The organism is Flavobacterium pectinovorum (assembly GCF_900142715.1).
GTDB classification, from domain to species: Bacteria; Bacteroidota; Bacteroidia; order Flavobacteriales; family Flavobacteriaceae; genus Flavobacterium; species Flavobacterium pectinovorum.
This window is the reverse complement of record NZ_FRBX01000006.1, coordinates 333,163-358,583: the sequence shown is the minus strand read 5'-3', so window position 1 is coordinate 358,583 and position 25,421 is coordinate 333,163. Positions and strand designations below refer to the sequence as shown.

General features: G+C 33.2%; 24 protein-coding genes. 10 read left to right on the top strand and 14 right to left on the bottom strand.

The genetic code is table 11. The features are described 5' to 3' along the window. Window positions 1-92: 92 nt before the first annotated feature. Both BUE22_RS20220 and BUE22_RS20215 read right to left on the bottom strand, forming a co-directional pair. A complete protein-coding gene (locus BUE22_RS20220) occupies window positions 93-1,070 on the bottom strand; it encodes a ribonucleotide-diphosphate reductase subunit beta (protein WP_042563659.1) in 978 nt (325 codons plus the stop codon). A 335-nt stretch (window positions 1,071-1,405) separates the two neighbouring features. Next, window positions 1,406-1,975, bottom strand: coding sequence for a DUF3109 family protein (locus tag BUE22_RS20215; protein WP_042563658.1), 570 nt, complete (start codon window positions 1,973-1,975; stop codon window positions 1,406-1,408). Window positions 1,976-2,436: 461 nt separating this feature from the next. Between BUE22_RS20215 and BUE22_RS20210 the strand changes: the two genes are divergently transcribed. From BUE22_RS20210 to BUE22_RS20200, 3 genes are all read left to right on the top strand, one after another. Further along, window positions 2,437-3,015, top strand: a complete 579-nt coding sequence (locus BUE22_RS20210) for a MarC family protein (RefSeq protein ID WP_042563657.1) — start codon at window positions 2,437-2,439, stop codon at window positions 3,013-3,015. Window positions 3,016-3,121: 106 nt separating this feature from the next. Next, window positions 3,122-3,322, top strand: a complete 201-nt coding sequence (locus BUE22_RS20205) for a hypothetical protein (RefSeq protein WP_042563701.1) — start codon at window positions 3,122-3,124, stop codon at window positions 3,320-3,322. A 1-nt stretch (window position 3,323) separates the two neighbouring features. Next, a complete protein-coding gene (locus BUE22_RS20200) occupies window positions 3,324-3,929 on the top strand; it encodes an FAD-dependent oxidoreductase (protein WP_073397773.1) in 606 nt (201 codons plus the stop codon). 196 nt (window positions 3,930-4,125) lie between these two features. Here the strand turns inward: BUE22_RS20200 and BUE22_RS20195 are convergent, their stop codons facing one another. From BUE22_RS20195 to BUE22_RS20175, 5 genes are all read right to left on the bottom strand, one after another. After that, complete coding sequence (locus BUE22_RS20195; RefSeq protein WP_042563655.1) at window positions 4,126-4,440, bottom strand: hypothetical protein; 315 nt, start codon at window positions 4,438-4,440, stop codon at window positions 4,126-4,128. A gap of 161 nt (window positions 4,441-4,601) precedes the next feature. After that, on the bottom strand, window positions 4,602-4,967 hold the full coding sequence (locus tag BUE22_RS20190) for a nuclear transport factor 2 family protein (RefSeq protein ID WP_073397771.1): 366 nt from the start codon (window positions 4,965-4,967) through the stop codon (window positions 4,602-4,604). 16 nt (window positions 4,968-4,983) lie between these two features. Then, a complete protein-coding gene (locus BUE22_RS20185; RefSeq protein ID WP_073397769.1) occupies window positions 4,984-6,564 on the bottom strand; it encodes a S41 family peptidase in 1,581 nt (526 codons plus the stop codon). Continuing rightward, window positions 6,565-6,993, bottom strand: a complete 429-nt coding sequence (locus tag BUE22_RS20180; RefSeq protein ID WP_042563652.1) for a deoxycytidylate deaminase — start codon at window positions 6,991-6,993, stop codon at window positions 6,565-6,567. It lies immediately after the preceding gene. 6 nt (window positions 6,994-6,999) lie between these two features. After that, complete coding sequence (locus tag BUE22_RS20175) at window positions 7,000-7,593, bottom strand: HupE/UreJ family protein (RefSeq protein ID WP_073397767.1); 594 nt, start codon at window positions 7,591-7,593, stop codon at window positions 7,000-7,002. 172 nt (window positions 7,594-7,765) lie between these two features. Between BUE22_RS20175 and BUE22_RS20170 the strand changes: the two genes are divergently transcribed. Continuing rightward, window positions 7,766-8,197: a tellurite resistance TerB family protein gene (locus tag BUE22_RS20170; RefSeq protein WP_042563650.1), complete on the top strand. Its 432-nt coding sequence runs from the start codon at window positions 7,766-7,768 to the stop codon at window positions 8,195-8,197. Window positions 8,198-8,324: 127 nt separating this feature from the next. Here the strand turns inward: BUE22_RS20170 and fbp are convergent, their stop codons facing one another. Further along, entirely contained in the window at window positions 8,325-9,332 is a 1,008-nt protein-coding gene (gene fbp, locus BUE22_RS20165) for a class 1 fructose-bisphosphatase (RefSeq protein WP_042563649.1), read from the bottom strand. A gap of 170 nt (window positions 9,333-9,502) precedes the next feature. On the opposite strand from fbp, the gene BUE22_RS20160 reads away from it, so the two are divergent. Further along, complete coding sequence (locus tag BUE22_RS20160; protein ID WP_073397765.1) at window positions 9,503-9,991, top strand: GNAT family N-acetyltransferase; 489 nt, start codon at window positions 9,503-9,505, stop codon at window positions 9,989-9,991. Between the two features lie 131 nt (window positions 9,992-10,122). Then, the gene (locus BUE22_RS20155; protein ID WP_073397763.1) at window positions 10,123-11,382 is read left to right on the top strand and encodes an aspartate kinase; all 1,260 of its coding nucleotides are present in this window, start codon (window positions 10,123-10,125) and stop codon (window positions 11,380-11,382) included. Between the two features lie 158 nt (window positions 11,383-11,540). Here the strand turns inward: BUE22_RS20155 and BUE22_RS20150 are convergent, their stop codons facing one another. From BUE22_RS20150 to BUE22_RS20140, 3 genes are all read right to left on the bottom strand, one after another. After that, entirely contained in the window at window positions 11,541-13,718 is a 2,178-nt protein-coding gene (locus BUE22_RS20150) for a TonB-dependent receptor domain-containing protein (protein WP_073397761.1), read from the bottom strand. A gap of 115 nt (window positions 13,719-13,833) precedes the next feature. Continuing rightward, window positions 13,834-14,889 (bottom strand): helix-turn-helix domain-containing protein, encoded by a 1,056-nt coding sequence (locus BUE22_RS20145; protein WP_073397759.1) that lies wholly within the window; start codon window positions 14,887-14,889, stop codon window positions 13,834-13,836. Window positions 14,890-14,892: 3 nt separating this feature from the next. Then, complete coding sequence (locus tag BUE22_RS20140) at window positions 14,893-15,954, bottom strand: helix-turn-helix domain-containing protein (RefSeq protein WP_073397757.1); 1,062 nt, start codon at window positions 15,952-15,954, stop codon at window positions 14,893-14,895. A 179-nt stretch (window positions 15,955-16,133) separates the two neighbouring features. Here BUE22_RS20140 and BUE22_RS20135 point away from each other — a divergent pair, with 179 nt between their 5' ends. From BUE22_RS20135 to BUE22_RS20120, 4 genes are all read left to right on the top strand, one after another. Continuing rightward, window positions 16,134-16,361 (top strand): hypothetical protein, encoded by a 228-nt coding sequence (locus tag BUE22_RS20135; RefSeq protein WP_073397755.1) that lies wholly within the window; start codon window positions 16,134-16,136, stop codon window positions 16,359-16,361. 100 nt (window positions 16,362-16,461) lie between these two features. Then, window positions 16,462-19,896, top strand: coding sequence for a hypothetical protein (locus BUE22_RS20130; RefSeq protein ID WP_073397753.1), 3,435 nt, complete (start codon window positions 16,462-16,464; stop codon window positions 19,894-19,896). A gap of 63 nt (window positions 19,897-19,959) precedes the next feature. Continuing rightward, on the top strand, window positions 19,960-20,511 hold the full coding sequence (locus BUE22_RS20125; RefSeq protein ID WP_073397750.1) for a hypothetical protein: 552 nt from the start codon (window positions 19,960-19,962) through the stop codon (window positions 20,509-20,511). Between the two features lie 176 nt (window positions 20,512-20,687). After that, on the top strand, window positions 20,688-21,764 hold the full coding sequence (locus BUE22_RS20120) for a glycosyltransferase (protein WP_073397749.1): 1,077 nt from the start codon (window positions 20,688-20,690) through the stop codon (window positions 21,762-21,764). On the opposite strand, the gene BUE22_RS20115 is transcribed toward BUE22_RS20120, so the two are convergent. The 3 genes from BUE22_RS20115 to BUE22_RS20105 all read right to left on the bottom strand — a co-directional run bounded on the left by BUE22_RS20115 (window position 21,761) and on the right by BUE22_RS20105 (window position 25,211). Next, window positions 21,761-23,056: a porin gene (locus BUE22_RS20115; RefSeq protein ID WP_073397747.1), complete on the bottom strand. Its 1,296-nt coding sequence runs from the start codon at window positions 23,054-23,056 to the stop codon at window positions 21,761-21,763. The two genes, BUE22_RS20120 and BUE22_RS20115, sit on opposite strands and share 4 nt — an antisense overlap. 162 nt (window positions 23,057-23,218) lie before the next feature. Continuing rightward, window positions 23,219-24,304 (bottom strand): sensor histidine kinase, encoded by a 1,086-nt coding sequence (locus BUE22_RS20110; protein ID WP_042564702.1) that lies wholly within the window; start codon window positions 24,302-24,304, stop codon window positions 23,219-23,221. 223 nt (window positions 24,305-24,527) lie between these two features. Continuing rightward, the gene (locus BUE22_RS20105; protein WP_042564703.1) at window positions 24,528-25,211 is read right to left on the bottom strand and encodes a response regulator transcription factor; all 684 of its coding nucleotides are present in this window, start codon (window positions 25,209-25,211) and stop codon (window positions 24,528-24,530) included. Window positions 25,212-25,421: the final 210 nt, after the last annotated feature.

The window sequence follows — 25,421 nt, the reverse complement described above, 5'->3', positions numbered from 1 at the left end:
TTTGGGAAAAGAGATTCTAAAAATGTTTTGTTATAAAATTTTAATCGTAATCAGTGTTTATTTGGGGAAAACACTAAAATATTTTTTGTTGTCTAAAAATCTGCATCGAATGAAATTTTCTGAGCATCACTATCTGTGTTCATCACACCAGATTTTTGATATTCTGCAACACGTTTTTCAAAGAAATTAGTTTTTCCCTGAAGAGAAATCATATCCATGAAATCAAACGGATTTGCTGATCCATAAACACGTTCGCAACCTAATTCTACTAAAAGCCTGTCAGCAACAAACTCTAGATATTGTGTCATTAAAGCTGCATTCATACCAATTAAACTTACCGGAAGAGATTCTGTAACGAACTCTCTTTCAATATCTAAAGCATCAACAATAATTTCTTTAATTCTGTCTTTTGGTACTTTATTAATCAAATGATGATTGTGAAGGTGAACTGCAAAATCACAATGTACGCCTTCGTCACGAGAAATCAACTCGTTAGAAAAAGTTAAGCCTGGCATTAAACCACGTTTTTTCAACCAGTAAATAGAACAAAAAGCTCCCGAAAAGAAAATACCTTCAACTGCTGCAAAAGCAATTAGTCTTTCAGCAAACGAATCAGATTCAATCCACTTTAAAGCCCAGTCTGCTTTTTTTCTGATAGCCGGAAAAACTTCCAAAGCATTAAATAATTCTGCTTTTTCTGCTTCATCTTTAACGTAAGTGTCAATCAATAAAGAATAAGTTTCACTGTGAATATTCTCCATCATGATTTGAAATCCGTAGAAAAACTTCGCTTCAGCATATTGCACTTCGTTTACAAAGTTCTCAGCAAGATTTTCATTTACAATTCCATCAGATGCGGCAAAAAACGCAAGAATGTGTTTAATGAAATATCTTTCTTCATCATTTAACTTATTATTCCAGTCAGTAAGATCCTGATGCAAATCGATTTCCTCTGCAGTCCAAAAACTAGCTTCCATTTTCTTATACCATTCCCAAATATCATGATGCTTGATAGGAAAAATAACGAAACGGTTCTTGTTTTCTTGTAAAATTGGTTCGACTTGCGACATGGCTTTTATGTTTAATTTTTTTACTGATTTTTTGCTTTTTCAGAGTAGTACAAAGATTGTCATTTATCGCTAAAAATGAAAGCCAAACTTATTCACAATTTGGCGTAGTTTTTAACAACGGCAAAAAAGTAGTCTATTTTTCAGACAATATTTAAATTATTGAAAATGAGTATTTTAAAACCGTCTATTTAACCTTAAGTGCCGTAAAATATAGACTTTTTACAATAAAAAGCAAGAAATTTTTAATTGTTTTTAAAAGTTTTTTTAGAGTTAAAACTTTAATTCATTGAGTTAAAAAATACCACATGAAAAGCGTATTTTTTACAATTCTTTTTTTAAGAATTTTTAAGTTCCTGAGCTACTTTTTCAAGCTCCATATACCAATCTTCGCCAAAGCGACGAATCAGGGCTTCTTTTACAAACTTATAAACCGGAACTTCTAATTCTTTACCTAAAGAACAGGCATCATCGCAAATATCCCATTTGTCATAATTTACAGCAGCGAACTCCGTGAAGTCTTTTACGCGAATTGGATACAAATGACAAGAAACTGGTTTTTTCCAGTCAACTATTCCTTGATTATACGCTTGCTCGATTCCGCAAAGTGCAGTTTTTCCATCAAAAATAACGTAGGCACAATCTTTCTCGTCGATTAATGGCGTTTCAAGATCTCCGTCGGTTCCTTTTACCCAGGTTCCTTGCGCTTCGATTGCAGCAATTCCTTCTTTTCTTAAAAAAGGTTTTACTTTAGGATAAATCTCTTCCATTATTTTGGTTTCAGCTTCGCTCAAAGGCGCACCCGCATCTCCGTCAACACAACAGGCTCCTTTACAAGCCGACAAGTTGCACACAAATTCTTTTTCAAGAATATCCTCTGAAATAATGGTTTTACCTAATTGAAACATGATATTGAAATACTGAAATTTATAAAGTGCAAAGATAGTCAAAGAAAGCAGATGAAATGAGATTAAATTTTACCGTACAAATCAGTGAGATTTTACCGCAGAGTTACACAAAGTTTTTTCGCAAAGATTCGCAGAGTTTTTTACTTTTTGGCTGTTTTTTTAAGTTCACAAAGCTTTGAAATTTAACTTTCGCAAAGCTTAATAAACCTTTGTGTAACTCTGTGAAAAACTTTGTGCATCTCTGCGTAAAACTCACAAGATTTATAAACTCTAAAAATTAAACTTTGCGAAACTCTGTGAAAATCTTTGTGAATCTCTGTGACAAAGTCATCAATTGTTACAAATATCACTTTTTTAACCAACAAAACGTGTTTTTATAACAAAAACACATCGTATAGAAAAAACACCTACCTTTATTATCTACCTTTGCAAAAATTTTAAACGCTTAAAATCAAAGTAATATGTTAGAAATCGACTTTAAAGAAATAATTACTGTTGGAATGGTACTTTTTGCTGTAATTGATATTGTGGGTTCTATTCCGATTATTGTGAATTTAAGAGCGAAAGTTGGTCATATTGAATCTGAGAAAGCTACTATTGTTGCAGGAACCATTATGATTGTTTTTCTTTTTGTTGGAGAAGGCTTTCTTAACCTAATAGGTATCGATGTTCATTCGTTTGCTGTTGCGGGTTCTTTTGTCTTATTTTTTCTTGCTTTAGAAATGATTTTAGGACTTAGAATTTTTCGCGATGAAGAACCTGGATCTGCCTCTATCGTTCCATTGGCTTTCCCACTAATTGCCGGAGCCGGAACAATGACTACTTTATTATCACTTAGGTCGCAATTTCATACCATAAATATTGTGATTGCTATTTTACTCAATATCATCCTTGTTTATATCGTTTTAAAATCTTCTAAAAAAATCGAAGATTTATTAGGAGAAAACGGACTTGGCGTGGTTCGCAAGACATTTGGAGTGATACTTTTAGCGATTGCTGTTAAATTATTCGCCGCTAATGTTAAAGGTTTGTTCGTCTAACGTTTATTTTTATAAATTTACCCCCATTAAAATTTCTAAATACAACTTTAAGACAATTTTACGTCAAAAGGTTTTACTTATTATTTTAGACAAACAAAATAGCCATATGAAAATTTTCACTTCCATATTAGTACTTTTAGCTTTAGCTTTAATCGTTTTTAACATTACATTGTTAGACTTTAAAAATCCTTTTCAGGGAGATAGTGCCGTTGCTTTTATTGGAATAGCCGCTTCTTTTTGTGCCGTTTTAATTCTTTTGATTTTTAGAATTTCAAAAAGAATTGAAGAAAAAATGAACGGTAGATAATATGTTTGATGTTTTAATTATCGGCGGAGGCGTTTCTGGCATGTCCTGTGCTCTCGTATTGGGGTCTGCCAAAAACAAAGCTTTTGTTACCGATAAAAAAATCGGGATTTTTACACATCAAAAAAATTCTTCTTTACAGGAAGCAATTTTCTACAATGCTTACGGAATTACACCAGGTAAATTAGGATCTGATTTACTTATAGAAAGCACACAGGATTTGGCACTGACTTATCCTCATATTACTCAGATTGCAAATGAAAAAGTAATTAAAGTTGAGGGATCTTTTCCTGAATTCACTGTAATTACGAATAAAAACTCATACAAAACTAAAAATATCGTAATCGGAATTGGTTCTGCCAATACTTTTGATATCGAAGGTTTAATGCAATATGTTGAACCTCACAAAAAAGCATTACCAGAAAAACAACGTATTCAGCTAAAAAACGACGATCATAAAGTCGCTGATGGCCTTTATGTTATTGGAACTCTTGCAGGCTGGAGAAGTCAACTGGCTATTGCCGCAGGAAGTGGTGCCGCTGTTGCAACCGATATTCTGACTTTATGGAATAACGGTATACAAACTCACGCCCACGATAGCATTCGATAAAATTTCAAACCATAAGTTTTTATATTTACCATTAAGATATTAAGTTTATTAAGCTCTAGTATCAATTATTATTGGCAAAACATATATTTCATTAAAAAATTAAACCACATAAGTTATATAAGTTCATATAAAATGCTTTGCGCATAGATTATATGAACTTATATAACTTATGTGGTTTAAAAATAAATTTATGTTGTTATTTCACTGAAACAATCTCTTGTACTTTCATGTGTTTTTCGTCGTCAGTTTTCCAGATTTCTCCTTTTAATGAAACCTGATCTCCTATTTTAACTTGTTTGTAGTTTTGAGGTCCGCCGACATTTACAATGCTGATTGTTGCAAAATAAACTTCTTTTGTATCAGTTATAACTTTTGCTGTGTAACCATCTTTTCCTGATTCTACCGATTCTACTTTTCCTGAGATGGCCTTATTGGTATCTTTCATAGCTGTACAAGAAATTACAAAAGCCATTAAAATTACTAATGCACTTATTCTTTTTAGATTTTTCATATTTGTATTGTGTGTATTAAAATTTAACCGCAAAGCTCGCAAAGTTTTACGAATCCCGAAGCTTTGGGACGCAAATTTTTTAAATTATTTATCTGGTAAAGTTCGCTAAGACTGCGACTTTAAATGTTATATTATACTTTAAAAAATTATTATTATTTGAATTATTGCAAAACGACACAGCTTCCGGCAATTACCTGAAGATCTTCATTAAACTGTTTCCAAACTCTAACATAACGATAAGCACCACCTAACGGATTACCATCATAAGTTCCCCTTAATGAAACGGTTACAGCAACAACTGCAACATCATCTATAATATTAATAAGTTGATCTGAAGCTTCCAGCGTTTCGACCTTCATTTTACCCAAACGATAAGATTCCAAATCAAATTCTTTGGTAATGGTATTTCCGTCAGGCAAATTGAATAACAAATCGTCATGAAGCATTCTTTCTAAAACTGGAACATCTGCTTTTTTGATTGCCGTTAAAAGTTCGATTTCTGCATTAACAACTTCTTCTGTTTTCATATCAAAAAAAATTAAATTATTTTTTCTTCGGATTTAAAACTGTTTTAATCATGGCATCTTCTTTCAAAATCACATCATAATAATACAGCTCTCCGTATAATTGTCGGGCAAATTCTGCTGTAATGTAGCGATTTACCAATGCTTTTGTTTTATCTAATTTTAAATCTAAACCAGTCATTAAAATATAGTTTTGAAACTTTTTGAAATAGGCATCAGAACCTTTCATTTTGTTTAGGAACTCATTAAAATGAAGTCCTGCAAATGCATTTCTGTTTTTATCTAATTCTTCAAAAACAAAATGCCCTACTATTCCCGTTTGCAATAAATAAGCGACATTTTCATTTCCGTGTTCAGCTTCCATCGGTACAAAAACATCCGGAACGATTCCGCCGCCGCCGTAAACAATTTTACCTTTTGGTGTTTTAAACTTTAAGGAATCGGCTACTTTTATACTGTCTTTTGCATAAAGTTCTCCAGATTTTATACGATCTTCAGATTCCTTATAATATTCTTCGTTTCCTTTTTTATACGGTTTTTGAATCGATCTTCCGGTTGGCGTGTAATATCTTGCCACGGTTAATCGAACTGCAGATCCGTCGTTGAAATCCATTTCACGTTGTACCAATCCTTTTCCGAAAGAACGTCGTCCAACAATAGTTCCGCGATCATTATCCTGAATCGCACCGGCTAAAATTTCACTTGCCGAGGCACTATTTTCATTAATTAAAATATATACTTTTCCAGTTTCGAAACTGCCGGCTTGTGTAGCATATGTGTTTTCGGTTGTTCCGTTTTTGTTTTTGGTAAAAACGATCATTTGTTTATCTTTCAAAAACTCATCGGCAATAGCCACAGCTTCTTCCATATAACCGCCTCCATTATCGCGAAGATCAATTACGAGTGACTGAATCCCGTTTTGCTTTAATCTTGTTAATCCGGTTTTGAATTCTTTATAAGTAGTTTCGGCAAAACGATTGATTTTAATGTAACCTGTTTTATTATCCAATAATAAAGAAGCGTCGACACTTTTTAGCGGAATAATATCTCTCTTAATTTTAAACTTGAGTTTCTTTTTTTCCGATTTTCTAAAAACGGTCAATTCAATCTCAGAACCTTTTATGCCTTTCAATTTCGAAAACAAACTGTCAGAAGGTAATTTTCGTCCAAATAATTTCGTTTTTCCGGCAAATAAAATTCGGTCTCCAGATTTTAGTCCGGCTTTCGCCGAAGGTCCATTTTCAACCGGCCTGATAATCGCTACAGAATCCCGATACATATAAAAATTGATTCCTATTCCCACAAAATCACCTTTCATACTTTCGGCAACTTCTGCTTGTTCGCTTGGCGGGATGTAAACAGAATGCGGATCCAATTTTGATAAAATATTATCTACAGTAAGATTTACAATAGAGTCTGTGTTCACTTTATCAACATATTCATTATTGATAAAATCAATCAGTTTATTTAGCTTGGTTTTTGAACTGGTTTTAGCCAAAAGCTGGTCATCGGCAGGAGCACTGGTCATGCTTCCGACAATTGTACCAAGAGCAAAAGTAGCTCCTATAACGATGGGTAAATATGTTGGATTAAATTTCATTTATTCTTCTAAAACAGGAATATGTTCAACTTCGATACCTGCTTTTATTAAAAACTGAATTCCTGAATCGTCACGATAACCATCCTGATAAACAACTCTTTTTATCCCTGACTGATGTATTAATTTACTGCATTCTTTGCAGGGCGAAAGTGTAATATACAATGTTGCTCCTTCACAGGATTGTGTTGATCGTGCTACTTTTAAAATCGCATTTGCTTCGGCATGCAGAACATCCCAGCGCGTTAATCCGTCTTCGTCTTCGCAGCAATTTTCAAATCCCGATGGTGTACCGTTGTAACCATCAGAGATAATCATTCGATCTTTTACGATAATCGCGCCTACTTGTTTACGCTTGCAATAAGATAGCAAACTCCATTCTTTGGCAATTCGAAGATACGCTTTATCGTATTTATTTAATTTTATTTCCATTTAATTTTATCTGTTCCAAATTGGGCTTTCTACAATCATCGGAATTACAACTCCGATAATAAAAGCCGACATTACAAGTGCCCAATCGCGTTTTGAAAAACGAAATACGGTTTGCACTATATATGATAATAACAAAACTACAAAAACAACAACTAGTTGTGCAGTTTCGATACCCAACGCAAATTCCCCTAAAGGTAGTAATTTTGATGTTGCGGAACCTCCTAAAATTGTTTTAAAATAATTGGAGAAACCAAGTCCGTGAATTATCCCAAAAAACAATGTTACAAAAAATATCAAGTTCAGTCCGTCATTTTTAGTTGCTTTTCCTGCTGTAAAAAGATGGAAAAAAGCGGTTATGAGAATTGTAGTAGGAATTAAAAACTCAACCAGGCTTACTTTTACGGCTATGATTCCAAAAACAGAAAGCACCAGAGCTAAGGTATGACCAACTGTGAAAACTGTAACCAAAAGTAAAATTCTTTTCCAGTCTTTAAAGGTATAAGGAACTGTTAATGCGATTAAAAAAAGAACGTGATCATAAGCGTGAATATCTAAAACGTGCTTCAATCCTATCTGAAAATAAATCCAAAATTCTGACATAGGTATAATGGTATTAATTGATTAAGGGGTGGTAAACTTACGATTTATTTTGAAAAAACTGAGAAACCCCGATATTAAATCAACGTAGAAAATAAAGTTAAATTTTATGAGAAAATTAAAATTATTAATTTAAAATAAGATTTATATTTGCGTGATATAAAACTCCATAATTATGTCATTTTCAGATTTATTCGATAGCGAATTCAAACAAAGAAATAAAGGTCACTTTTCAGCTATTGTTCGTGTAGCATTAGCAGATGGAATTGTTCATCCTGAAGAAAAAAATTTCTTAGATAAATTAGCTTCACGTTTAGAAATTTCAGAAACTGAATACGAAGAAATTCTAAACGACCCATTAAAATACCCAATCAATCCTCCTTATTTACATGTTCAGCGATTAGAGCGTTTATACGATTTAACAAGAATGGTGCATGTTGATCATCATCTTGAAGACCAACAAGAGGTAATGTTAAGAAAGTTAGGAATTGCTTTAGGTTTTACGCCAAGCAACGTAAATTATATCATTGCAAAAGCATTGTCCTTAGTAGACAAAAAAGTAGATGCTGACACTTTTGTTTACGAAATGCAGCACATGCATAAATAGTATTCAGTTTACAGTCTCAGTTTACAGTTTTAAATTGAGTCCAAAACTAAGATCGAAATTAAAGTATAAACCCGACAGATTTTTAAAATCTGTCGGGTTTGCTGTAACTGAAAACTGAGACTGTAAACTATTCAGCTTCTGCCATAAATTGCTCAGCTTTTTCTACCATATTTTGACTTCCGCAGAAAAAAGGAACTCTTTGATGCAATTCCGTTGGCTGGATTTCCATAATTCTTCCAAAACCGTCTGTTGCTTTTCCTCCAGCCTGTTCGGCAATAAATGCCATCGGATTACATTCATATAACAAACGTAGCTTTCCTTTTGGTGCTTTTGAACTTGTTGGATAAATATAAATCCCGCCTTTGATCATATTTCGATGAAAATCAGAAACCAGACTTCCAATATATCTTGAAGTATAAGGTCTGTCATCTTCTTCACGCTGGCAATATTTAATGTAGTTTTTTACGCCCTGCGGAAAATGCACATAGTTTCCTTCGTTTACAGAATAAATATGTCCGTCTTTTGGAAATTTCATATTTGGATGTGACAAATAAAACGTTCCGATTGCCGGATTCAGTGTAAAACCATTTACGCCAAAACCTGTTGTATAAACCAACATGGTCGATGTTCCGTAAATTACATATCCTGCCGCCACCTGATTTACTCCCGGTTGTAAAAAATCCTCGCTTGTAACCGGAGTACCAATTGGTGTGATTCTTCTAAAAACCGAAAAAATAGTTCCCAGAGAAACATTGACATCAATATTTGAAGATCCGTCAAGCGGATCCATTAAGATAACGTACTTATTATTATGACAGTTGTCGCTCCCCTGAACTGTTATAAAATCGTCATTTTCTTCTGAAGCAATTCCACAGACAATCTCACGGTTTATTAACGTCTGAATAAATACTTCGTTTGCATACACATCTAATTTTTGCTGCTCTTCTCCCTGAATATTTTGTTCGCCCACGGCGCCAATAATATCCACTAACCCGGCTTTGTTAACTTTATAGTTGACGACCTTTGCCGCCAAACGTATAGAGTTGAGTATTCGGGAAAGTTCTCCCGACGAATACTGAAATGCTTTTTGGTTCTCAATAATAAACTCTCCCAGTGTTTTATTGCGTTCTTCCATTGCTATATCGTTATAGTTTTAATTTTAAGTCACAAATATCGCTTATTTTGTGAGAATGATTTAAAAATTATTTTGTTAGTTTGCTACTATTGTATATTTGCTAATTAAAGGCAAAAAGAATACAGTAAAAGCATATTTTTTGGCTTTATAAATAATTAATAATAAGAATAATGAATATTAGAAAGGGAAATCCTGAAGACATGAAAGCGGTTTTGGAACTGATACAGGAGTTGGCAATATTCGAAAAAGAGCCTGAAGCTGTTGTTATAACCGAAGAAGATTTAATACGTGACGGTTTTGGCGAAAAACCATTATTTAATGTTTTTGTAGCCGAAATTGAAAGTGAGAAACAGCAAAAAGAAATTGTTGGAATCGCATTATACTACTACCGTTACTCTACCTGGAAAGGAAAAACAATTCACCTTGAAGACTTAATTGTAAAGGAAAAAATGCGTGGTACCGGTTTGGGATCTGCACTTTATGCCGAAATTATGAAACAGGGAAAAAAAGATAATGTGAGAAGAGTTGAATGGAATGTTTTGGACTGGAATACACCGGCTGTAAATTTCTACAAGAATTCTGGCGCAAGAATTCTTGACGGATGGCAAGTTGTTCAAATGGATCAGGACGGAATTAATTCTTTCTTAGAGAAAAATTAAAAAAATATTAGCCACGAATTTCACGAATCTACACGAATTTAATTTGTGTTAATTTGTGAAATTCGTGGCAACCATAAAAAATAGCAGATTTCATTCATTTGAAATCTAAAATTAAAAATCTAAAATTAATAATGAGAGTATTTAAATTTGGTGGTGCATCGGTAAAAGATGCTGCGGGAATTAAAAACGTATATGACGTTTTACAAAAAGTGGGTTATGAAGATGTGATTTTGGTAGTTTCGGCTATGGGAAAAACCACAAATGCTCTTGAAGTTGTTATCAAGAATTATTTTGATCAATCACCAGAGTTGAATTCATCTGTACAGGAAATTAAAAATTATCACAATCAAATAGTATTAGATTTATTTGAAAATGAAAAACATGAAGTTTTTGCTGCCGTAGATGCTCAGTTTACTGAACTGGAATATTTTTTGGCACATAATAAATCTCCAAATTACAATTTCGTTTATGATCAGATTGTGAGTTTTGGAGAATTGATTTCGACTACAATTTTAAGTCATTTCATGAATTTTATGGGTATCCAGACAAATTGGCTTGACGTTCGTAATTTCATCAAAACAAATGCAAACTATAGAGATGCCGAAGTAGACTGGGAAGCAACAGAAGAGCTTATCAGCAAAAATGTACCAAGAAAAACTTTAAATATTACACAAGGATTTTTAGGTGCTGATGAAAACAATTTCACTACAACTCTTGGTCGTGAAGGTTCTGATTACACTGCCGGAATTTTTGCTTATTGCCTTGGAGCCGAAAGCGTAACAATTTGGAAAGACGTTCCCGGAGTTATGAATGCAGATCCGCGTTATTTTGAAAATGCGAGTTTGCTAAACCAAATTTCGTATCGTGAAGCAATCGAATTGGCTTTTTACGGCGCGACGGTTATTCACCCAAAAACATTACAGCCTTTACAGAAAAAAGAGATTCCATTATATGTAAAATCTTTCATCAATCCATTACTCAAAGGAACCTGCGTTTCTAAAGGTGTTGATCTTGAGCCGCAATATCCATGTTTTATTGTAAAAAGAGAACAGCTTTTAATTTCTCTTTCATCAATAGATTTTTCTTTTATCATGGAAGAAAATATTAGCGAGATTTTTGGTTTATTCCACGAATTCAAAATCAAAGTAAACTTAATTCAGAACTCGGCGATTAGTTTTTCTGTTTGTGTAGAAGATAAATTTGGAAATTTTAATGATTTGAATGCCATTCTTTCGAAAAAATTCAAAGTAGATTATAGCGAAAATGTGACTTTATATACAATTCGTCACTTTACAGAAAACGCCGCACAAACAGTTGAAGAAAATAAAGCTGTTTTATTGAAACAAGTGAGTAGAGAAACAATGCAAATTGTGACTAAGGAACTTAATTAAGACTTTTAGAAGGTAAGTAACGCTAACATATTTCGCGCAAAGACGCGAAGACGCAAAGTTTTTCTCATTTTATGTCATTTCGAAGGAGAGATCACAAACAAAATAGGTTAATTTAAAATTCATAGTAAAAGGTTTCACTTTCGTGAAACCTTTTTGCATTACCTCGCTCTATTATTCTCCGTCTCCCCAATCTCAGATTTCTTATAATTTGTCTTTTTAGAATTCCCGAAACTATAAGTTGCGATCAATTTAAAGTAATTTGAGGTATAAGTTCTGTGATAATAAATTTCGGTTTGCCCGACTGTATAATTTCCTGAAACCATAAAATCGTGAAAAATATCATTTGCCGTGAAATTGAGTTTTAAGGCATCTTTAAAAAAGTTTCTTTCAATACCTAAGGTAACTGTTGATCTGCTATTATCGCTTCGTAAACCGTAACTTTTATCGCCCAAATACCAGGCAAGCAATTGAATTTTAAACCAATCCGGAATTGTAAACGTATTATTCGAATACAAATAGATTTGAGGTTTTACAGGTCCTAAAGCGTAGGCATATGCATTATCAACCGCTTTGGTTAAATTCATACTTACGGTATTGGTAGAAGTCCACCATTTTGAAGTAAACGATCTTGAAATTGAAGCAAAATAAGAATGCTCTTTCTCGAGATTTAAAGATCTCAAAATATAACTGTTTGGTGTATCGCCACGTAAAGCTGCGGCAGAAATAGGATCTGTTTTATAGGTATATCCCATTTTAAAATCAAACTTTTTGTACATCGCTCCAATTTCAAAAGCATGAATTTTTTCGGGCAATAAATTCGGATTTCCTTCAATTGTCGTAAACGGATCCTGATAAATAACATACGGATTTAATGCCTGATATCTTGGTCTTGTAATTCTGGAAACATACGAAGCGTGAGCTTTTAAATCATCCGAGAGATCGAAATTTAAAAGCAGGTTCGGAAAAATATTTCCGTAACTTTTACTGAATTTTCTGCTTCCGTTTGCGTTTGTAAATAATTCATAATTTGTGTACTCACCACGTGCACCAACCGAAAAATTAAACTTTTCGCCCCAGGAATTTCCATAATTAAAATACGCTGCACCAATTTTTTCTTTATAAGAGAAATCACTTGAGAGTTCACTATCCAACTCAAAAACTTCGTCTTCCGGATTTGCAATCAAAAAATCTGTGCCCGAATTTATAGTCGCATGACTAAACTTTGCTCCTGTTTCCAGCTTTGTGTTTTTATTGTTTTTTTTAGAATAATCTACCTGTGCCATTATTATATTTATACCATTAGCAACATTATTCTTTAAGTATTTTTCGGTATTAACCTCATTTTCAAGACTGTTCTCGTTAATGAAGTCATGTATGGTTCCATTATAATTTGAATATTGAGTTCCTATAAATAATGATGAACCTTTAGCATCCGTGATCATATTGTAATTTAAATTGATGAACTGATTTAGTAAAACATCATTTTTAGCAATATCCGTTGCATAAAAATTAGTTCCTGTATTATCTTCAATTGAATTTCGGCTTTCAACAACTCCGCCCAAATCTTCAATATTTCCGCTATAAGCCAGAGAAATATAATCCTTATCAGAAAAAGCATATTGCAATCCAAAACCAAAATTGGAGTAATTATTAAACTGACGTTTCCAATCTGTGGTTAGTTGAGATCGCATAAATTCATCAGGATTTGGCCGTGTTCTTGTTGTGTATAAAAGTTCTCTGCCTTTTCCTAATTGTAATCCGTAATTGGTTATAAACGAAAATTTTCCTTTTGTATAATTAAAATCTAAAAGTGTATTGGTGCTTGTTCCAGCAAATTCTGAAACTGTAACTTGCTGGCTTGCCGTTCCCATTATTCCGTTTTCGATATTTCTTTTGGTAATAATATTGATCACCGCTTTTCCTTCTGCATCATATTTTGAAGATGGATTGGAGATTACTTCTATTTTTAAAATTTGTGAAACCGGAATCGCGGCAAAACGTTCGTAATTAATCAAAATTCCGTTCAGGTAAATAATGGCTTCACCTTTTCCCAGAACACTAATTTGTCCTTCGGCAACGACAACGTTCGGAACTCTGCTTAATACTTCATTTACAGAACTGCTTGTGGCCAATAAGGTGTTGGCAACGTTTACATCAATATTGCCGTTTGCTCCGTACTTTATTAAGGAAGCCTGTCTTTTTATTACAACTTCGTTTAACTCATTATTTTGAGGTTCGACTTTCGGCTGAATCGTTGGTTTAGTTTGTGCATTTGCATTTGTCGAGGCAAAAACAAAACAATAAATAAGAATGAAAACTGAGATTAAAAACTTCATAAATTTTGCGATTGAGGATTTGACTTTTTGTAGTGACAAAAGTCAGCTCAAAACCGCGAAACGAGGTAATGGAAAGAGATTTCAGGAGTACGATTTTATAAATCAATACTCTGTTTTAGGCTTGAAATCCCTGAATTTGAAAGTTTAAAGGCGTTGTTCCGGTATGTTTTTTAAAGGCAGCAAAAAAGGTTGATTTCGAATTAAAACCAACATCATAGCCGATAGATTCTAATGTGAGCTTATCATTTGAAACTATGGTTTTGCAAGCCTCTTTTATTCTAAATTCATTTACAAAACTTGTAAAATTCTTGCCCAGATTATTGTTTAAAAATTGTGATAATTGATGGCTTGAAATATTTATTTCATTGGATAAATCCTGTAAACTCAAATTCGGGTTTTTGTATAAACTCTTTTCCAGCATTATTTTTTCTAATTTTTCTGCTAAAATTGATGCTTCTTTTGGATCTGATTTTTTGTCTTTTGAGATATTCAACAGAAACAAATCGTCCGTTTTTTTTCGGTATAAAAGAATCGAAAAAGCCAGATATAAAATAAATGTAAAGGATAAACAACCTGTAACGCACGAAATAAACGAAACTCTGGCAAAGCCCAGAAAATAAAAAAGAAAAATAATCGCGTTACCTAAGTAAATCATTCCGAACCATTTTTCTGCCGGAGTCGTATTATTATAGTGTTGAATCATTTTTTGAAGCAATATTCGACTTTCAAAACCTGATATAAAAAGGTAACTAAACCATTGCAGAAAAATTAATGCTACAAAATAGTCGTTCCATAAAACCGGATAATTTTGATATGGAAATAAAAATCCAATGCCAAAAATCGCAATGAACCAAATCATCAAATGATATTTCCATGTTTTAGGAATTTTATTAATAGAATGAATTCCCGCTTTTAAAAAATAATATAAAAAAGGGCCAATTAATAAACAAGACGAAAGTCCGATTTGAAGATACGTTTTTAGCAACGCATTATTAAAATAAACAAAAACCGTGACAGTAACCCTGATACTTAAAGCTAAAAGCAACGAGCCTAGAAAAAGATTAGTCAGATATTTTTTTCTGGTAAAAAAGAAAAAGTACGCACTCAGAATAAATCCGTTGAATGCGCCCAAAGCACCAAAAAAGAATAATATTTCTTTACCAATATTCATAACCTAAGTTTGTAAAGCCTGAAGCTGATAATTTAATGGCGTTGTTCCAGTATGTTTTTTAAAAGCTGCAAAAAATGTCGATTTTGAATTAAAACCTACGTCGTAACCAATCGATTCCAAAGTCAGTTTATCATTCGAAGCAATAATTGAGCAGGCTTCTTTTATTCTGAATTCGTTTATAAAACTGGTAAAGTTCTTTCCTAAATTATTATTTAAAAACTGTGATAATTGATGACTCGAAATAGTAAGTTCCTGTGATAAATCTTGTAAACTTAGGTTCGGGTTTTTGTATAAACTTTTGTCGCTCATTATCTTTTCTAATTTTTCAGATAAAATTTTGGCTTCAGCCGAATCTATTTTTTTACCTGAATACTTTTGATTGTTCAGCAGAAACAAATCGTCTGCTTTTTTTCGGTATAAAAGAATAGAAATAATCAGATATAAAATAAAAGAAAACACAACTGCGCCGCTAATATAAGTTGCTCCCGGAGCACCCATAATTGAAAGGAAATAAAAGAGAAATAAAAGAAAATTACCCAGAAAAAGCATTCCAAACCACACTTCGGCAGGATTTGTTTTTTGTCTTGGATCTATTATTTTCTTCAGAATTGTTCGAATGGTATATCCTGAAAAAACAATATAAACGAACCATTGAAAATAAATAAACCTAATTAAATAGCGTCCCCAAAGTTTTGGATAATCTTCATATGAATATAAAACGCCAACAACGACAATCAAAATTCCCCAAAATAGTAATGCAAATTTCCATGATTTTGGCATCACATTTATTTCTTCAACCGCCGATCTTAAAAAGTAATACAAACACGGCCCAATAAAAAAACAAGCCGTTAACCCAAATTGCAAATACATTTTAGGCAAGGTGGGATCAAAATATACAAATACTGATTTGCCTATTCGAATACTTAATGCAAACAATAGTGCGCCCAAGAAATAATTAGTCAGGTATTTTTTCTTTGTAAAGAAGAAAAAGTAAACCCCAAGAATAATTCCGTTGAAAGCTCCCAAAGCACTAAAAAAGAATAAAAGTTCTTTACCAGTATCCATAATTTAAGTTGGTTAGATGCAGACAAAGCTAAAAAAAAGATTGATTTATGATACTACTACTATTTCAAAATATTAAAACAAAGATTTTATTAACAAACAAAAAACTAAGATTATTCTTAAATCATAATTTTTAACTAACTTTAATTTTTATAAAAAAGTCAACAACATAACTATAAATTATGAAAGACTATAACGAACCTAGCCAAGAAACTAAAAATGAATGGGAAAACGATCCGGATAACTGGATATGGGGAATGTTTTATTATAACCCAAAAGACAAGAGATCTTATTTTCCAAAAAGAATAAAAGAATTTGGCTGGCATGCTAATTATGCAGATCCTAATTACATTATTATTCTCTTATTGTTGGTTGCAGTAATAGTTGTTTTTATAAAATATACCAGATAATCAGCATTAATCCATCATAATTACTGCTAAAACTAAAATATCCTCCACAACATTTCCCAATTATAAATACTACTTTTGGCTTTTTAGAGTTAAAGTGTTTATGTTGAAAAAATTACTGTTTTTTACGGTGCTTATTTGGTTTTCTGGTCTTCGGGCGCAGGAAACGGAATCTTCGTACCAGACAAAAAAAGTAACTGTTACACGAGACACAATTCACTTAGAAAAATTCAGCATTAATTCGAGCTTTTTCGAACTTTTAAATACTAAAAATGAACCTATTGATTCGACATTTTACAAAATCGATTTTCAAAAAGGAACTTTACTTTTAAACGAAAAATTCACTTCAGATTCAGATACACTAGTTGTCAATTATTTAAAATATCCTGACTTTTTAACCAAAGAATATTCGCTTTACAAAGACAGTCAGGTTGTGAGTAACGATGTTGGCTCAGAGAAATTATACAAACTTGAAAATACTAATGCCAAAAAAGTTACTCCGTTTGACGGATTGAATACTTCCGGAAGTATAACGCGTGGCGTAACAATTGGAAACAATCAAAATACGGTTTTGAATTCGAATCTGGATCTTCAGATTACCGGAAAAATATCCGATAAAGTTAGTTTGAGAGCTTCACTTCAGGATAGCAATATTCCGCTGCAGGATGGCGGATATTCTCAAAAACTGGATCAATTTGATAATATTTTCATGGAACTTTTTAGCGATGACTGGAATATTCGCGCAGGCGATGTTTTCTTAGAAAATAGAAAAACACAATTTCTTAGTTTTAATAAAAAAGTTCAGGGACTTGCAACCAGTTTTGATTTTGGCGACGAGGATAATAAAACCAATGTTTTTGCATCGGTTGCTTTTGTAAAAGGGCAATATGCCAAAAGTACTTTTACCGGACAGGAAGGTAATCAGGGACCTTATAAATTAAAGGGACAAAATGGAGAATTGTACGTTTTGGTTATTTCGGGTTCTGAACGTGTTTATGTAAATGGTGTTTTGCTGAAACGTGGCGAAAACAATGATTATACTATTGATTATAATGCAGGCGAAATTGTTTTTACGTCGCTTTTTACGATTACCTCAGAAATGCGTATTAGTATTGAATACCAATATTCTGAACGAAATTATAACCGACTTGTTACGTATGCGGGCGCGACACATCAAAATAAAAGCTGGAGTTTTGGCGGTTATTTGTATTCTGAAAATGATATGAAAAATCAGCCTTTACAGCAAAACCTTTCTCCGGAACAAGTTCAGATTTTGAGCCAGGCGGGAGATGATCAAAACCTAATGGTGGCGCCATCTGCTTACGAAGATGCTTATGCTGATAATAAAATTTTGTACAAAAAAACGATTGTTAATTCTATAGAGGTTTACGAATATTCGAATAATTCGAGTGATGTTTTGTATAATGTAAAATTTAGCCTTGTTGGCAATAATCTTGGAAATTATATTATTCAAAACAATAACTCTGTTGAGCGTATTTACGAATATGTTGCGCCTGTAAATGGTGTTTTACAGGGAAATTATGAGCCAATTGTAAAGTTGGTTGCTCCTATGAAAATTCAGGTTGCGACTTTTTTAGGAAAATATAATCCTGACGAAAAAACGCTGGCTGATTTTGAAATTGCTGTGAGTAATAATGATCAAAATTTATTTTCGAATATTGATGATGCCAACGATGACGGAATTGCTTTTAAAGCTAATATTAAAAAACGTCTTTTTACCAGAGACTGGACTTTGGATGCTTTTGCCAATTATCAATTTGTTCAGGAAGATTTTAGATCTGTAGAACGTTTGTATAATATTGAGTTTAACAGAGACTGGAATTTAAGTACAACAACACTTTTGGGCAATCAAAGTTTGCTGGTTACGGGATTAAATTTTGATTTATTTTCGAAAAAAGAAACTACAAACATTGGCTTATTTATGTATCAATTTGAAAAACTGGATTATACCGAAAGTTATTCGGGAGCACGACATACGGCAACAGCATTTTTTAAATTAAATAAATGGACAATTGAAAACCAGGGAAGTTTCCTGAATTCTGATGCCACTACTTCTACTTCAAAATTCATTCGAAATCTTACTAAAACCAAATATCATTTCGGTAAAAACTGGGTTGGAGGAAGTGTTCAGATTGAAGATAATCAGGAGAAAGATAAAGTTACTAATGAATTTTCGACACTGAGCCAAAGGTTTTCAGAATATGGTGTTTTTGTTGGGCGCGGCGACAGTACAAAAGTTTTTGTTGAAGTGGGATATTTGCAACGTCGCAACGATAGTTTACAAAATGGTTTATTACAACATGTTAACGATTCTAGAATGTATGTTTTGAAATCGAAATTGATTCAGAACAAAAAAACAGATTTAGCCGTTTATGCCAGTTATCGAACGTTGAATTTTACGGATGTTTCCCGAAAAAATGAACCTTCATTAAATTCGAGAATTCTATACAACGATCGTTTTTTTAATCAGTTTATGCAAATTGGTACGGCTTATGAAACGAGTTCGGGAACTATTGCACAACAGGAATTTACGTATGTCGAAGTTCCTACGGGTCAGGGCGTTTATACCTGGAATGATTATAATGGCAACGGAATTCAGGAACTGGAAGAGTTTGAAATTGCCCCTTTTCCGGATCAGGCCAAGTTTGTGCGCATCTTTTTACCCAATCAGGTTTATATAAAAACAAATCAAAATAAGTTTTCGCAATCTGTAACTTTAAATCCGTTGCAGTGGCAAAACGAAACGGGTTTCAAAAAACTGGCTTCTTATTTTTACAATCAGACATCTTTTATTATGGACCGCAAGGTAAAAAGTGATGGCGATCGTTTAGAGCTGAATCCATTTAGTTCGTCAGATGAAAATATGCTGGGATTAAATTCGAGTTTTAGAAACAGTTTTTATTATAACAGGGGCAAACAAAAACATTCTGTAACGTATTCTTATCTTATTAATAAAGGAAAAAACTTGCTTTCGATTGGTTCTCAAAACGTAACCAATAATTCGCATCAATTGCAATACACACATTTGCTGCAAAAAAGCTGGCTGTTTAATTTCTTTACTAAAACCATAAAAACCAATTTAGTTTCTGAAGATTTTACTGAGAAAAATTATGATTTGGATGGTTATCAAATTGCTCCAAAAATCAGTTATTTATTCTCGAAAAACACAAGCCTGGATTTCTTTTATGAGTTGCAAAACAAGGAAAATAAAATGGGGAATTTTGAAACACTGCGTCAAAATAGACTGGGAACTTCTTTTTCTTATGCCGGCGAGAAAAAGATAACAGTAAATGGCGAGTTTTCTTTTTATGAAAATAAATTTGAAGGAAATGAATTCTCATCTGTAGGATTTCAGATGCTTGAAGGGCTTCAGGCGGGTCAAAACCTGGTTTGGAAGCTTCTTTTACAAAAAAACATTACACAGTTTTTAGATATCAACTTAAATTATCAAGGCAGAAAAAGTGAAACCGGAAAAACAATTCACACCGGAAATGTACAGCTTCGCGCTTATTTTTAACACTTTGAGAACAACATTATCATAAATTGATTATTTTTAATCGAAATTTTAATCTCTCAACTTATGAAAAAATTCTTATTAATCTGTTTTGTACTTATGCTTTCCGGCAATTTCTACGCTCAGGAAACTACAACAACTACGAAGTCTAAAACTGAAACTAAAGCAAAAAAAGCAAAGTCAGATGCAGACAAAGCTGCTGCAGACGCTAAAAAGGAATCTGCGAAAGCCAAAAAAACAGCTGATGCAAAATCGGATGCTGACAAAGCTGCTGCCGCTGCCAAAAAGGAATCGGCAAAAGCTAAAAAAGACGCAACTAAAGCAAAATCTGATTCTGAGAAAGCAACTGCAGATGCCAAAAAAGCAAAATCTGACGCTGCCAAAGCAAAAAGCGATGCCACCAAAGCAAAAGTTGAAGGCATAAAATCGGACACAAAAGCTAAAACAACGGCAACTAAAAAAACCGGTACCAAAACTGTAAAAGAAACAACTGAAAAAGCACCAAAAGTTGCAGACAAAGTGACCGGAGAATACAATGGTAAAAAAGTATATACCGGGCCTAAAGGTGGTAAATACTACATAAACTCAAACGGTAACAAAACGTATATTCAGGATTAAGAAATAATTTGATAACTAATAATCAAGAGGCTAAATTTTTTTAGTCTCTTTTTTTATACATTAACTTTTATGTTAATATATAAACAAAGCCTTACAATAGAGTTAATAATTTAGTAATATGCGCTAAATAACAGAAATCACTTATTTATATATCTTCGTCAAAAAGCAAACTTAATATGAGTATTGAATATTCGGCAAACAAAACTATTTTAGTCGCACCGTTAAACTGGGGCTTGGGCCACGCCACAAGATGTATCCCGATTATAAAAGCATTACAGGAAAATAATTTTATTCCGATAATCGCTTCTGACGGAATTGCACTGGCTTTGTTAAGAAAAGAATTTCCATATGTGCAAACTCTTGAATTGCCATCTTATCATATTGAATATGCCAAAAATGGTAAAAACTTTAAATGGAAACTGATTAAAAATCTTCCTAAAATGATTACAGCCATTCGTGATGAGAAAAAAATGGTAAAATCGTGGGTTAAAAAACACGGCATTGATGGTATTATTTCAGATAACAGGTTAGGTGTTTTTAGCAAAAAAATTCCATCGGTATTTATTACGCATCAATTAAATGTGATGACTGGAAATACAACATGGTTTACGAGTAAATGTCATCAGCATGTTATAAAAAAATATACGGAATGCTGGGTTCCTGATACGGATGAAAAAGTAAATCTTACCGGTGATTTAGGACATCTTGAAACTAATGAACTAAACTTAAAATATATTGGACCTTTGAGCAGAATGCGCAAAAAAGAAACTCCAAAGGTTTATGATTTGATGATTATTCTTTCGGGACCAGAACCTCAACGTACTTATCTAGAAGAAAAATTAAAGAAAGAGGTTGTTAATTATGAAGGAAAAGTTGTGTTTGTAAAAGGTGTAGTCGAAAAAGATCAAACCAAACTAGAATCCGGAAATGTTACTTATTACAATTTCATGAATTCAAAACAGTTGGAACAAACCTTCAATGAAAGTGATTTGGTTTTGTGCCGTTCCGGTTATACTACCGTTATGGATTTGGCAAAATTGGGCAAAAAAGCTTTTTTTATTCCAACTCCGGGGCAATATGAACAGGAATATTTAGCGATAAAACTTCAGGATGAAAATCTGGTGCCGTATGCATTGCAAGACGACTTTACCATTGAAGATTTATCAAGAGTAAAGTCGTTTACAGGTTTTTCTCAATTTCAGGATAATATCGACTGGGATTCTCTATTTTCTATATTTGAAGATAAAGCTTAGAAGTTAAACTGCGCTTGCAATCGCAATAAGTTTCCTTGTTGCCTATTGATTGGGAGCGCACTGTCTTCAAAAGTTCTGTCGGCAATAACATATTCTGCCGTAAGTTCGAATGCTTTAAATGGCTGCCATTCTACACCAATTTCGTAATCACGTACAACATAACTTCTGGCATCTTTCTCATATTTTTTTCCTCCATCATAATACTGAAATTTGGCGAAAGGGTAAATATGCTGTTTTTTTATGTCTAATTTATAATTCAATATTACATAACCACCATTTAAATCTGTTTCATCAACAGTGTTTGTAAGTGTGTTATAGCGAGGTCCGGTTCCAATATTATATTCCGTCTGAATTCCGAATGGCTTTGGATACAAAACAAAAGTCGCTCCAACTCTCTGGTCTTTTACATATTGAGGATCATTAACTGTAACGCCATTTGAAATTTCGCCTGTGAAAGCCCATTTTCCAGTATATGCCTGAATTCCGGGTTCGATAATCTGATTTCCGATAACAAATGGATAAGTAACTCTGGCCACTACATTTAAATCTCTGTTTCCGTCAAGTTTATTGGCAATTTGCCCGTTGTAAACTCCAAAAGCAAAAACTCCAAAATCGCCTGAACCTTTATAACCATCTTTTACCAACATCGAGAAACGCTCTCTGATTTCGGCCGGAGCCCAATAAAAGAATAACCCTAAATCACGTTCGTTTAATATAGCACTGTTCATGGCGTCGTTTCTGTCTAAAGCCAATCGCTGCGAGCTGGATTGCATGTTTTCAAAACCATACGGAATTTTACTTTGTCCGACACGCACACGGTATTCCTTTTTCTTATCGAAAGAAAGATCAAAATACAGGTCACGTATTTGAACAAAATTTTGAATTCCGGTACTTGGTGAACTGGCAAAATCTGGCTGGAAGTAAAAAAACACATTTGGATGCACTTGTCCTGAAAACACTAAACGTGCTCGTCTGATAAAAAGTCCATTGTTTGCTTTTGCGTCCGGAGCTGTAGAAGTTGTTCCCCATGATTTATCGCATTGGTCACAGGAAACTTTATCGTTTGTAGAAAACAAACCATTGTATCGTATTTGCGCATAACCTCTTAGGGAGATTCTGTCGTACCAGTGCTCATCATTACTAACACCCGATTTGGTATCCGGAAGTTTGGCTTTATTGATAGAATCAAGAAGACGAACTACTTCTTTTTTTACATCTTCTTTGGTTAACTCTTGCGCATTTGCAACACAAGTAATTAGCAATAAAATTGCAATTATTTTTCTTTTTATCATTTTCTTCTAATGCACTAAAATTCAAGGTGCAAAGATGTATCACCAATGTTAAGAAATCATTAACACCGTGTTATCATAATAAGAAGATTTGTTTATAAATAGTTACGCAAATATTATTGGCCTTGCCAAACCTTATTCTTCGGCACTTAATAGCTTTGAAGCTTACAATTTTTTAACCTCAACTTTCTGCGCTTTATATGCTTTTTCGAGTGTAAAAGAGAATTCAGAACCAATTCCGAATTCACTTTCTACATATACTTTCTCTTTATGTGCCTCAATAATATGTTTTACGATGGCCAATCCTAAACCAGAACCACCTTCAGATCGGGTTCCGCTTTTATCGACACGGTAAAAACGTTCAAAAAGTCTTGGGATATTTTGTTTTTCCACCCCTTCTCCATTATCACTAATTCTGATTAAGACTTTTTTCTTGGTTAAATTAACTACTCCAACTTCGGTTAAACCACCTTCTTTTCCGTATTTAATTGAGTTTACAATTAAATTCTCCAAAACCTGCTGAATTCTGTCCTGATCTCCACGAACAATAACCGATTTTACATTTCTGCTTTCAAAAGCCAATTTGATTTTTTTCTTTTCGGCTTTCATTTCCAATAAATCAAACACATTCTGGATCAACTCAACGATATCAAAATCAGTCATATTCAAATCCAGATCACCAGACTCAAGTTTGGTAATCATGTCGAGATCTTCCACTATATATATAAGTCGCTCTACTCCTTTTTCAGCACGTTTTAAATATTTTTTTCTGATGTGTTTATCATCCATCGCACCATCAAGCAAAGTCGAAACATAGCCCTGAACCGTAAACAAAGGTGTTTTAAGTTCGTGTGAAACGTTTCCTAAAAACTCCCTGCGGTATTCTTCACGAATTTCGAGCATTTCGATTTCGAGTTTTTTATCTGTAGCAAACTTTTTTACTTCGCGCGAAAGCGTTTCCATATCTGTCGTTATGGGCTGATTGATAAGTGTTGTCGATTCTAATAACGAAACCTCATCGTATATTTTTTTTACTCTTCTGTATATAAAACGTTCTACACGATATTGCAAAACCAGGAAAGAGAAAATGTAAATCGATAAGAGAAAAACTAATCCAAACCCTATTTGATGTTTCAGTTGATTTTTATAAAACAACGACATCAAAATCAGTACAAATCCTGTTGCAAAAAGACTTATATATAATGCCGACTTTACAGCAAATTTGTATGTTTTCTTAAAATTAATTTTCATTGAATATTTTTAACCATTAAGGGATTTTTTCACCATATAAGTGATATAAGTTCATTTAAAAGTAAAACTTATTTTCTATGTATTGAGAAAAATTTGAAAAAGTCAATCTTTGTCAAAGTTTAATTTGACAAAGATTGACTTTGATTTCAAAAGTATGGACTATAATTGAATGTTAGATCACAATCAAATACTTAGTATCTTAGAAACTTAGCAGCTTAAAAAATTAAACTTCAAATTTATAACCTACTCCTTTTATTGTTTTAAAAAGATCTTCTCCAATCTTTTCACGTAATTTCCTGATGTGAACATCGATTGTTCTTCCGCCAACTACTACTTCGTTACCCCAAACTTTATCAAGTATTTCATCTCTTTTGAAAACTTTTCCAGGTTTTGAAGCCAGTAGGTAAAACAATTCAAATTCTTTTCTTGGTAATGCAATTTCTACATTCCCTTTTATGATCTTATATTCTTCGCGGTTAATTTCGATTCCGCCAACATTTAAGGTATCGCTAACAACTTCTTGTTCTTTTAACCTTCTTAACAAAGCCTTTACTTTACTTACCAGTAATTTTGGCTTTATCGGTTTTGTGATATAATCATCAGCACCTGCATCGAAACCAGCTACTTGCGAATAATCTTCGCTTCTTGCTGTTAAAAATGTTATGATAACATTATTTAATTCTGGTATTTTTCTGATGTTTTCACAAGCTTCCATACCGTCCATTTCTGCCATCATCACATCCATAATAATCAGGTCTGGTAATTCTTTCTGAGCTTTTGCAATTGCATCTTTTCCGTTTGAAGCTGTTACAATTTGATAGCCTTCCTGAGCAAGGTTATAGCCTACGATTTCTAAGATATCCGGTTCATCGTCGACCAATAAAATCTTGGTTTGAGTTTTTTTCATAAAATAGCAAAAATTGAGTTTTCTCATCAAATTTGATTCTAATAAATCTGATGGTTTTTAATTGCGATGGTAAATATAATAATAAATCGACGGTTAAAAATCGCAGTTAACGGTAATTTAATCTCGTAACAATTTGATAATCTACAGAACACAAAAACATAACAAGTGCGTAACATGAACTTTACAGGGCGGTTCTTTCTTTGCAAAAAA

What these genes read in the sequence shown, in the direction of transcription:
- BUE22_RS20110 (WP_042564702.1), bottom strand. Translation starts at nt 24,304, where the DNA reads ATGAAAATTAATTTTAAGAAAACATACAAATTTGCTGTAAAGTCGGCA.
- BUE22_RS20180 (WP_042563652.1), bottom strand. Translation starts at nt 6,993, where the DNA reads ATGGAAATAAAATTAAATAAATACGATAAAGCGTATCTTCGAATTGCC.
- BUE22_RS20145 (WP_073397759.1), bottom strand. Translation starts at nt 14,889, where the DNA reads ATGAATATTGGTAAAGAAATATTATTCTTTTTTGGTGCTTTGGGCGCA.
- BUE22_RS20205 (WP_042563701.1), top strand. Translation starts at nt 3,122, where the DNA reads ATGAAAATTTTCACTTCCATATTAGTACTTTTAGCTTTAGCTTTAATC.
- BUE22_RS20215 (WP_042563658.1), bottom strand. Translation starts at nt 1,975, where the DNA reads ATGTTTCAATTAGGTAAAACCATTATTTCAGAGGATATTCTTGAAAAA.
- BUE22_RS20135 (WP_073397755.1), top strand. Translation starts at nt 16,134, where the DNA reads ATGAAAGACTATAACGAACCTAGCCAAGAAACTAAAAATGAATGGGAA.
- BUE22_RS20120 (WP_073397749.1), top strand. Translation starts at nt 20,688, where the DNA reads ATGAGTATTGAATATTCGGCAAACAAAACTATTTTAGTCGCACCGTTA.
- BUE22_RS20140 (WP_073397757.1), bottom strand. Translation starts at nt 15,954, where the DNA reads ATGGATACTGGTAAAGAACTTTTATTCTTTTTTAGTGCTTTGGGAGCT.
- BUE22_RS20190 (WP_073397771.1), bottom strand. Translation starts at nt 4,967, where the DNA reads ATGAAAACAGAAGAAGTTGTTAATGCAGAAATCGAACTTTTAACGGCA.
- BUE22_RS20170 (WP_042563650.1), top strand. Translation starts at nt 7,766, where the DNA reads ATGTCATTTTCAGATTTATTCGATAGCGAATTCAAACAAAGAAATAAA.
- BUE22_RS20160 (WP_073397765.1), top strand. Translation starts at nt 9,503, where the DNA reads ATGAATATTAGAAAGGGAAATCCTGAAGACATGAAAGCGGTTTTGGAA.
- BUE22_RS20200 (WP_073397773.1), top strand. Translation starts at nt 3,324, where the DNA reads ATGTTTGATGTTTTAATTATCGGCGGAGGCGTTTCTGGCATGTCCTGT.
- BUE22_RS20185 (WP_073397769.1), bottom strand. Translation starts at nt 6,564, where the DNA reads ATGAAATTTAATCCAACATATTTACCCATCGTTATAGGAGCTACTTTT.
- BUE22_RS20125 (WP_073397750.1), top strand. Translation starts at nt 19,960, where the DNA reads ATGAAAAAATTCTTATTAATCTGTTTTGTACTTATGCTTTCCGGCAAT.
- BUE22_RS20195 (WP_042563655.1), bottom strand. Translation starts at nt 4,440, where the DNA reads ATGAAAAATCTAAAAAGAATAAGTGCATTAGTAATTTTAATGGCTTTT.
- BUE22_RS20175 (WP_073397767.1), bottom strand. Translation starts at nt 7,593, where the DNA reads ATGTCAGAATTTTGGATTTATTTTCAGATAGGATTGAAGCACGTTTTA.
- BUE22_RS20130 (WP_073397753.1), top strand. Translation starts at nt 16,462, where the DNA reads ATGTTGAAAAAATTACTGTTTTTTACGGTGCTTATTTGGTTTTCTGGT.
- BUE22_RS20105 (WP_042564703.1), bottom strand. Translation starts at nt 25,211, where the DNA reads ATGAAAAAAACTCAAACCAAGATTTTATTGGTCGACGATGAACCGGAT.
- BUE22_RS20150 (WP_073397761.1), bottom strand. Translation starts at nt 13,718, where the DNA reads ATGAAGTTTTTAATCTCAGTTTTCATTCTTATTTATTGTTTTGTTTTT.
- BUE22_RS20210 (WP_042563657.1), top strand. Translation starts at nt 2,437, where the DNA reads ATGTTAGAAATCGACTTTAAAGAAATAATTACTGTTGGAATGGTACTT.
- BUE22_RS20220 (WP_042563659.1), bottom strand. Translation starts at nt 1,070, where the DNA reads ATGTCGCAAGTCGAACCAATTTTACAAGAAAACAAGAACCGTTTCGTT.
- BUE22_RS20155 (WP_073397763.1), top strand. Translation starts at nt 10,123, where the DNA reads ATGAGAGTATTTAAATTTGGTGGTGCATCGGTAAAAGATGCTGCGGGA.
- BUE22_RS20115 (WP_073397747.1), bottom strand. Translation starts at nt 23,056, where the DNA reads ATGATAAAAAGAAAAATAATTGCAATTTTATTGCTAATTACTTGTGTT.
- fbp (WP_042563649.1), bottom strand. Translation starts at nt 9,332, where the DNA reads ATGGAAGAACGCAATAAAACACTGGGAGAGTTTATTATTGAGAACCAA.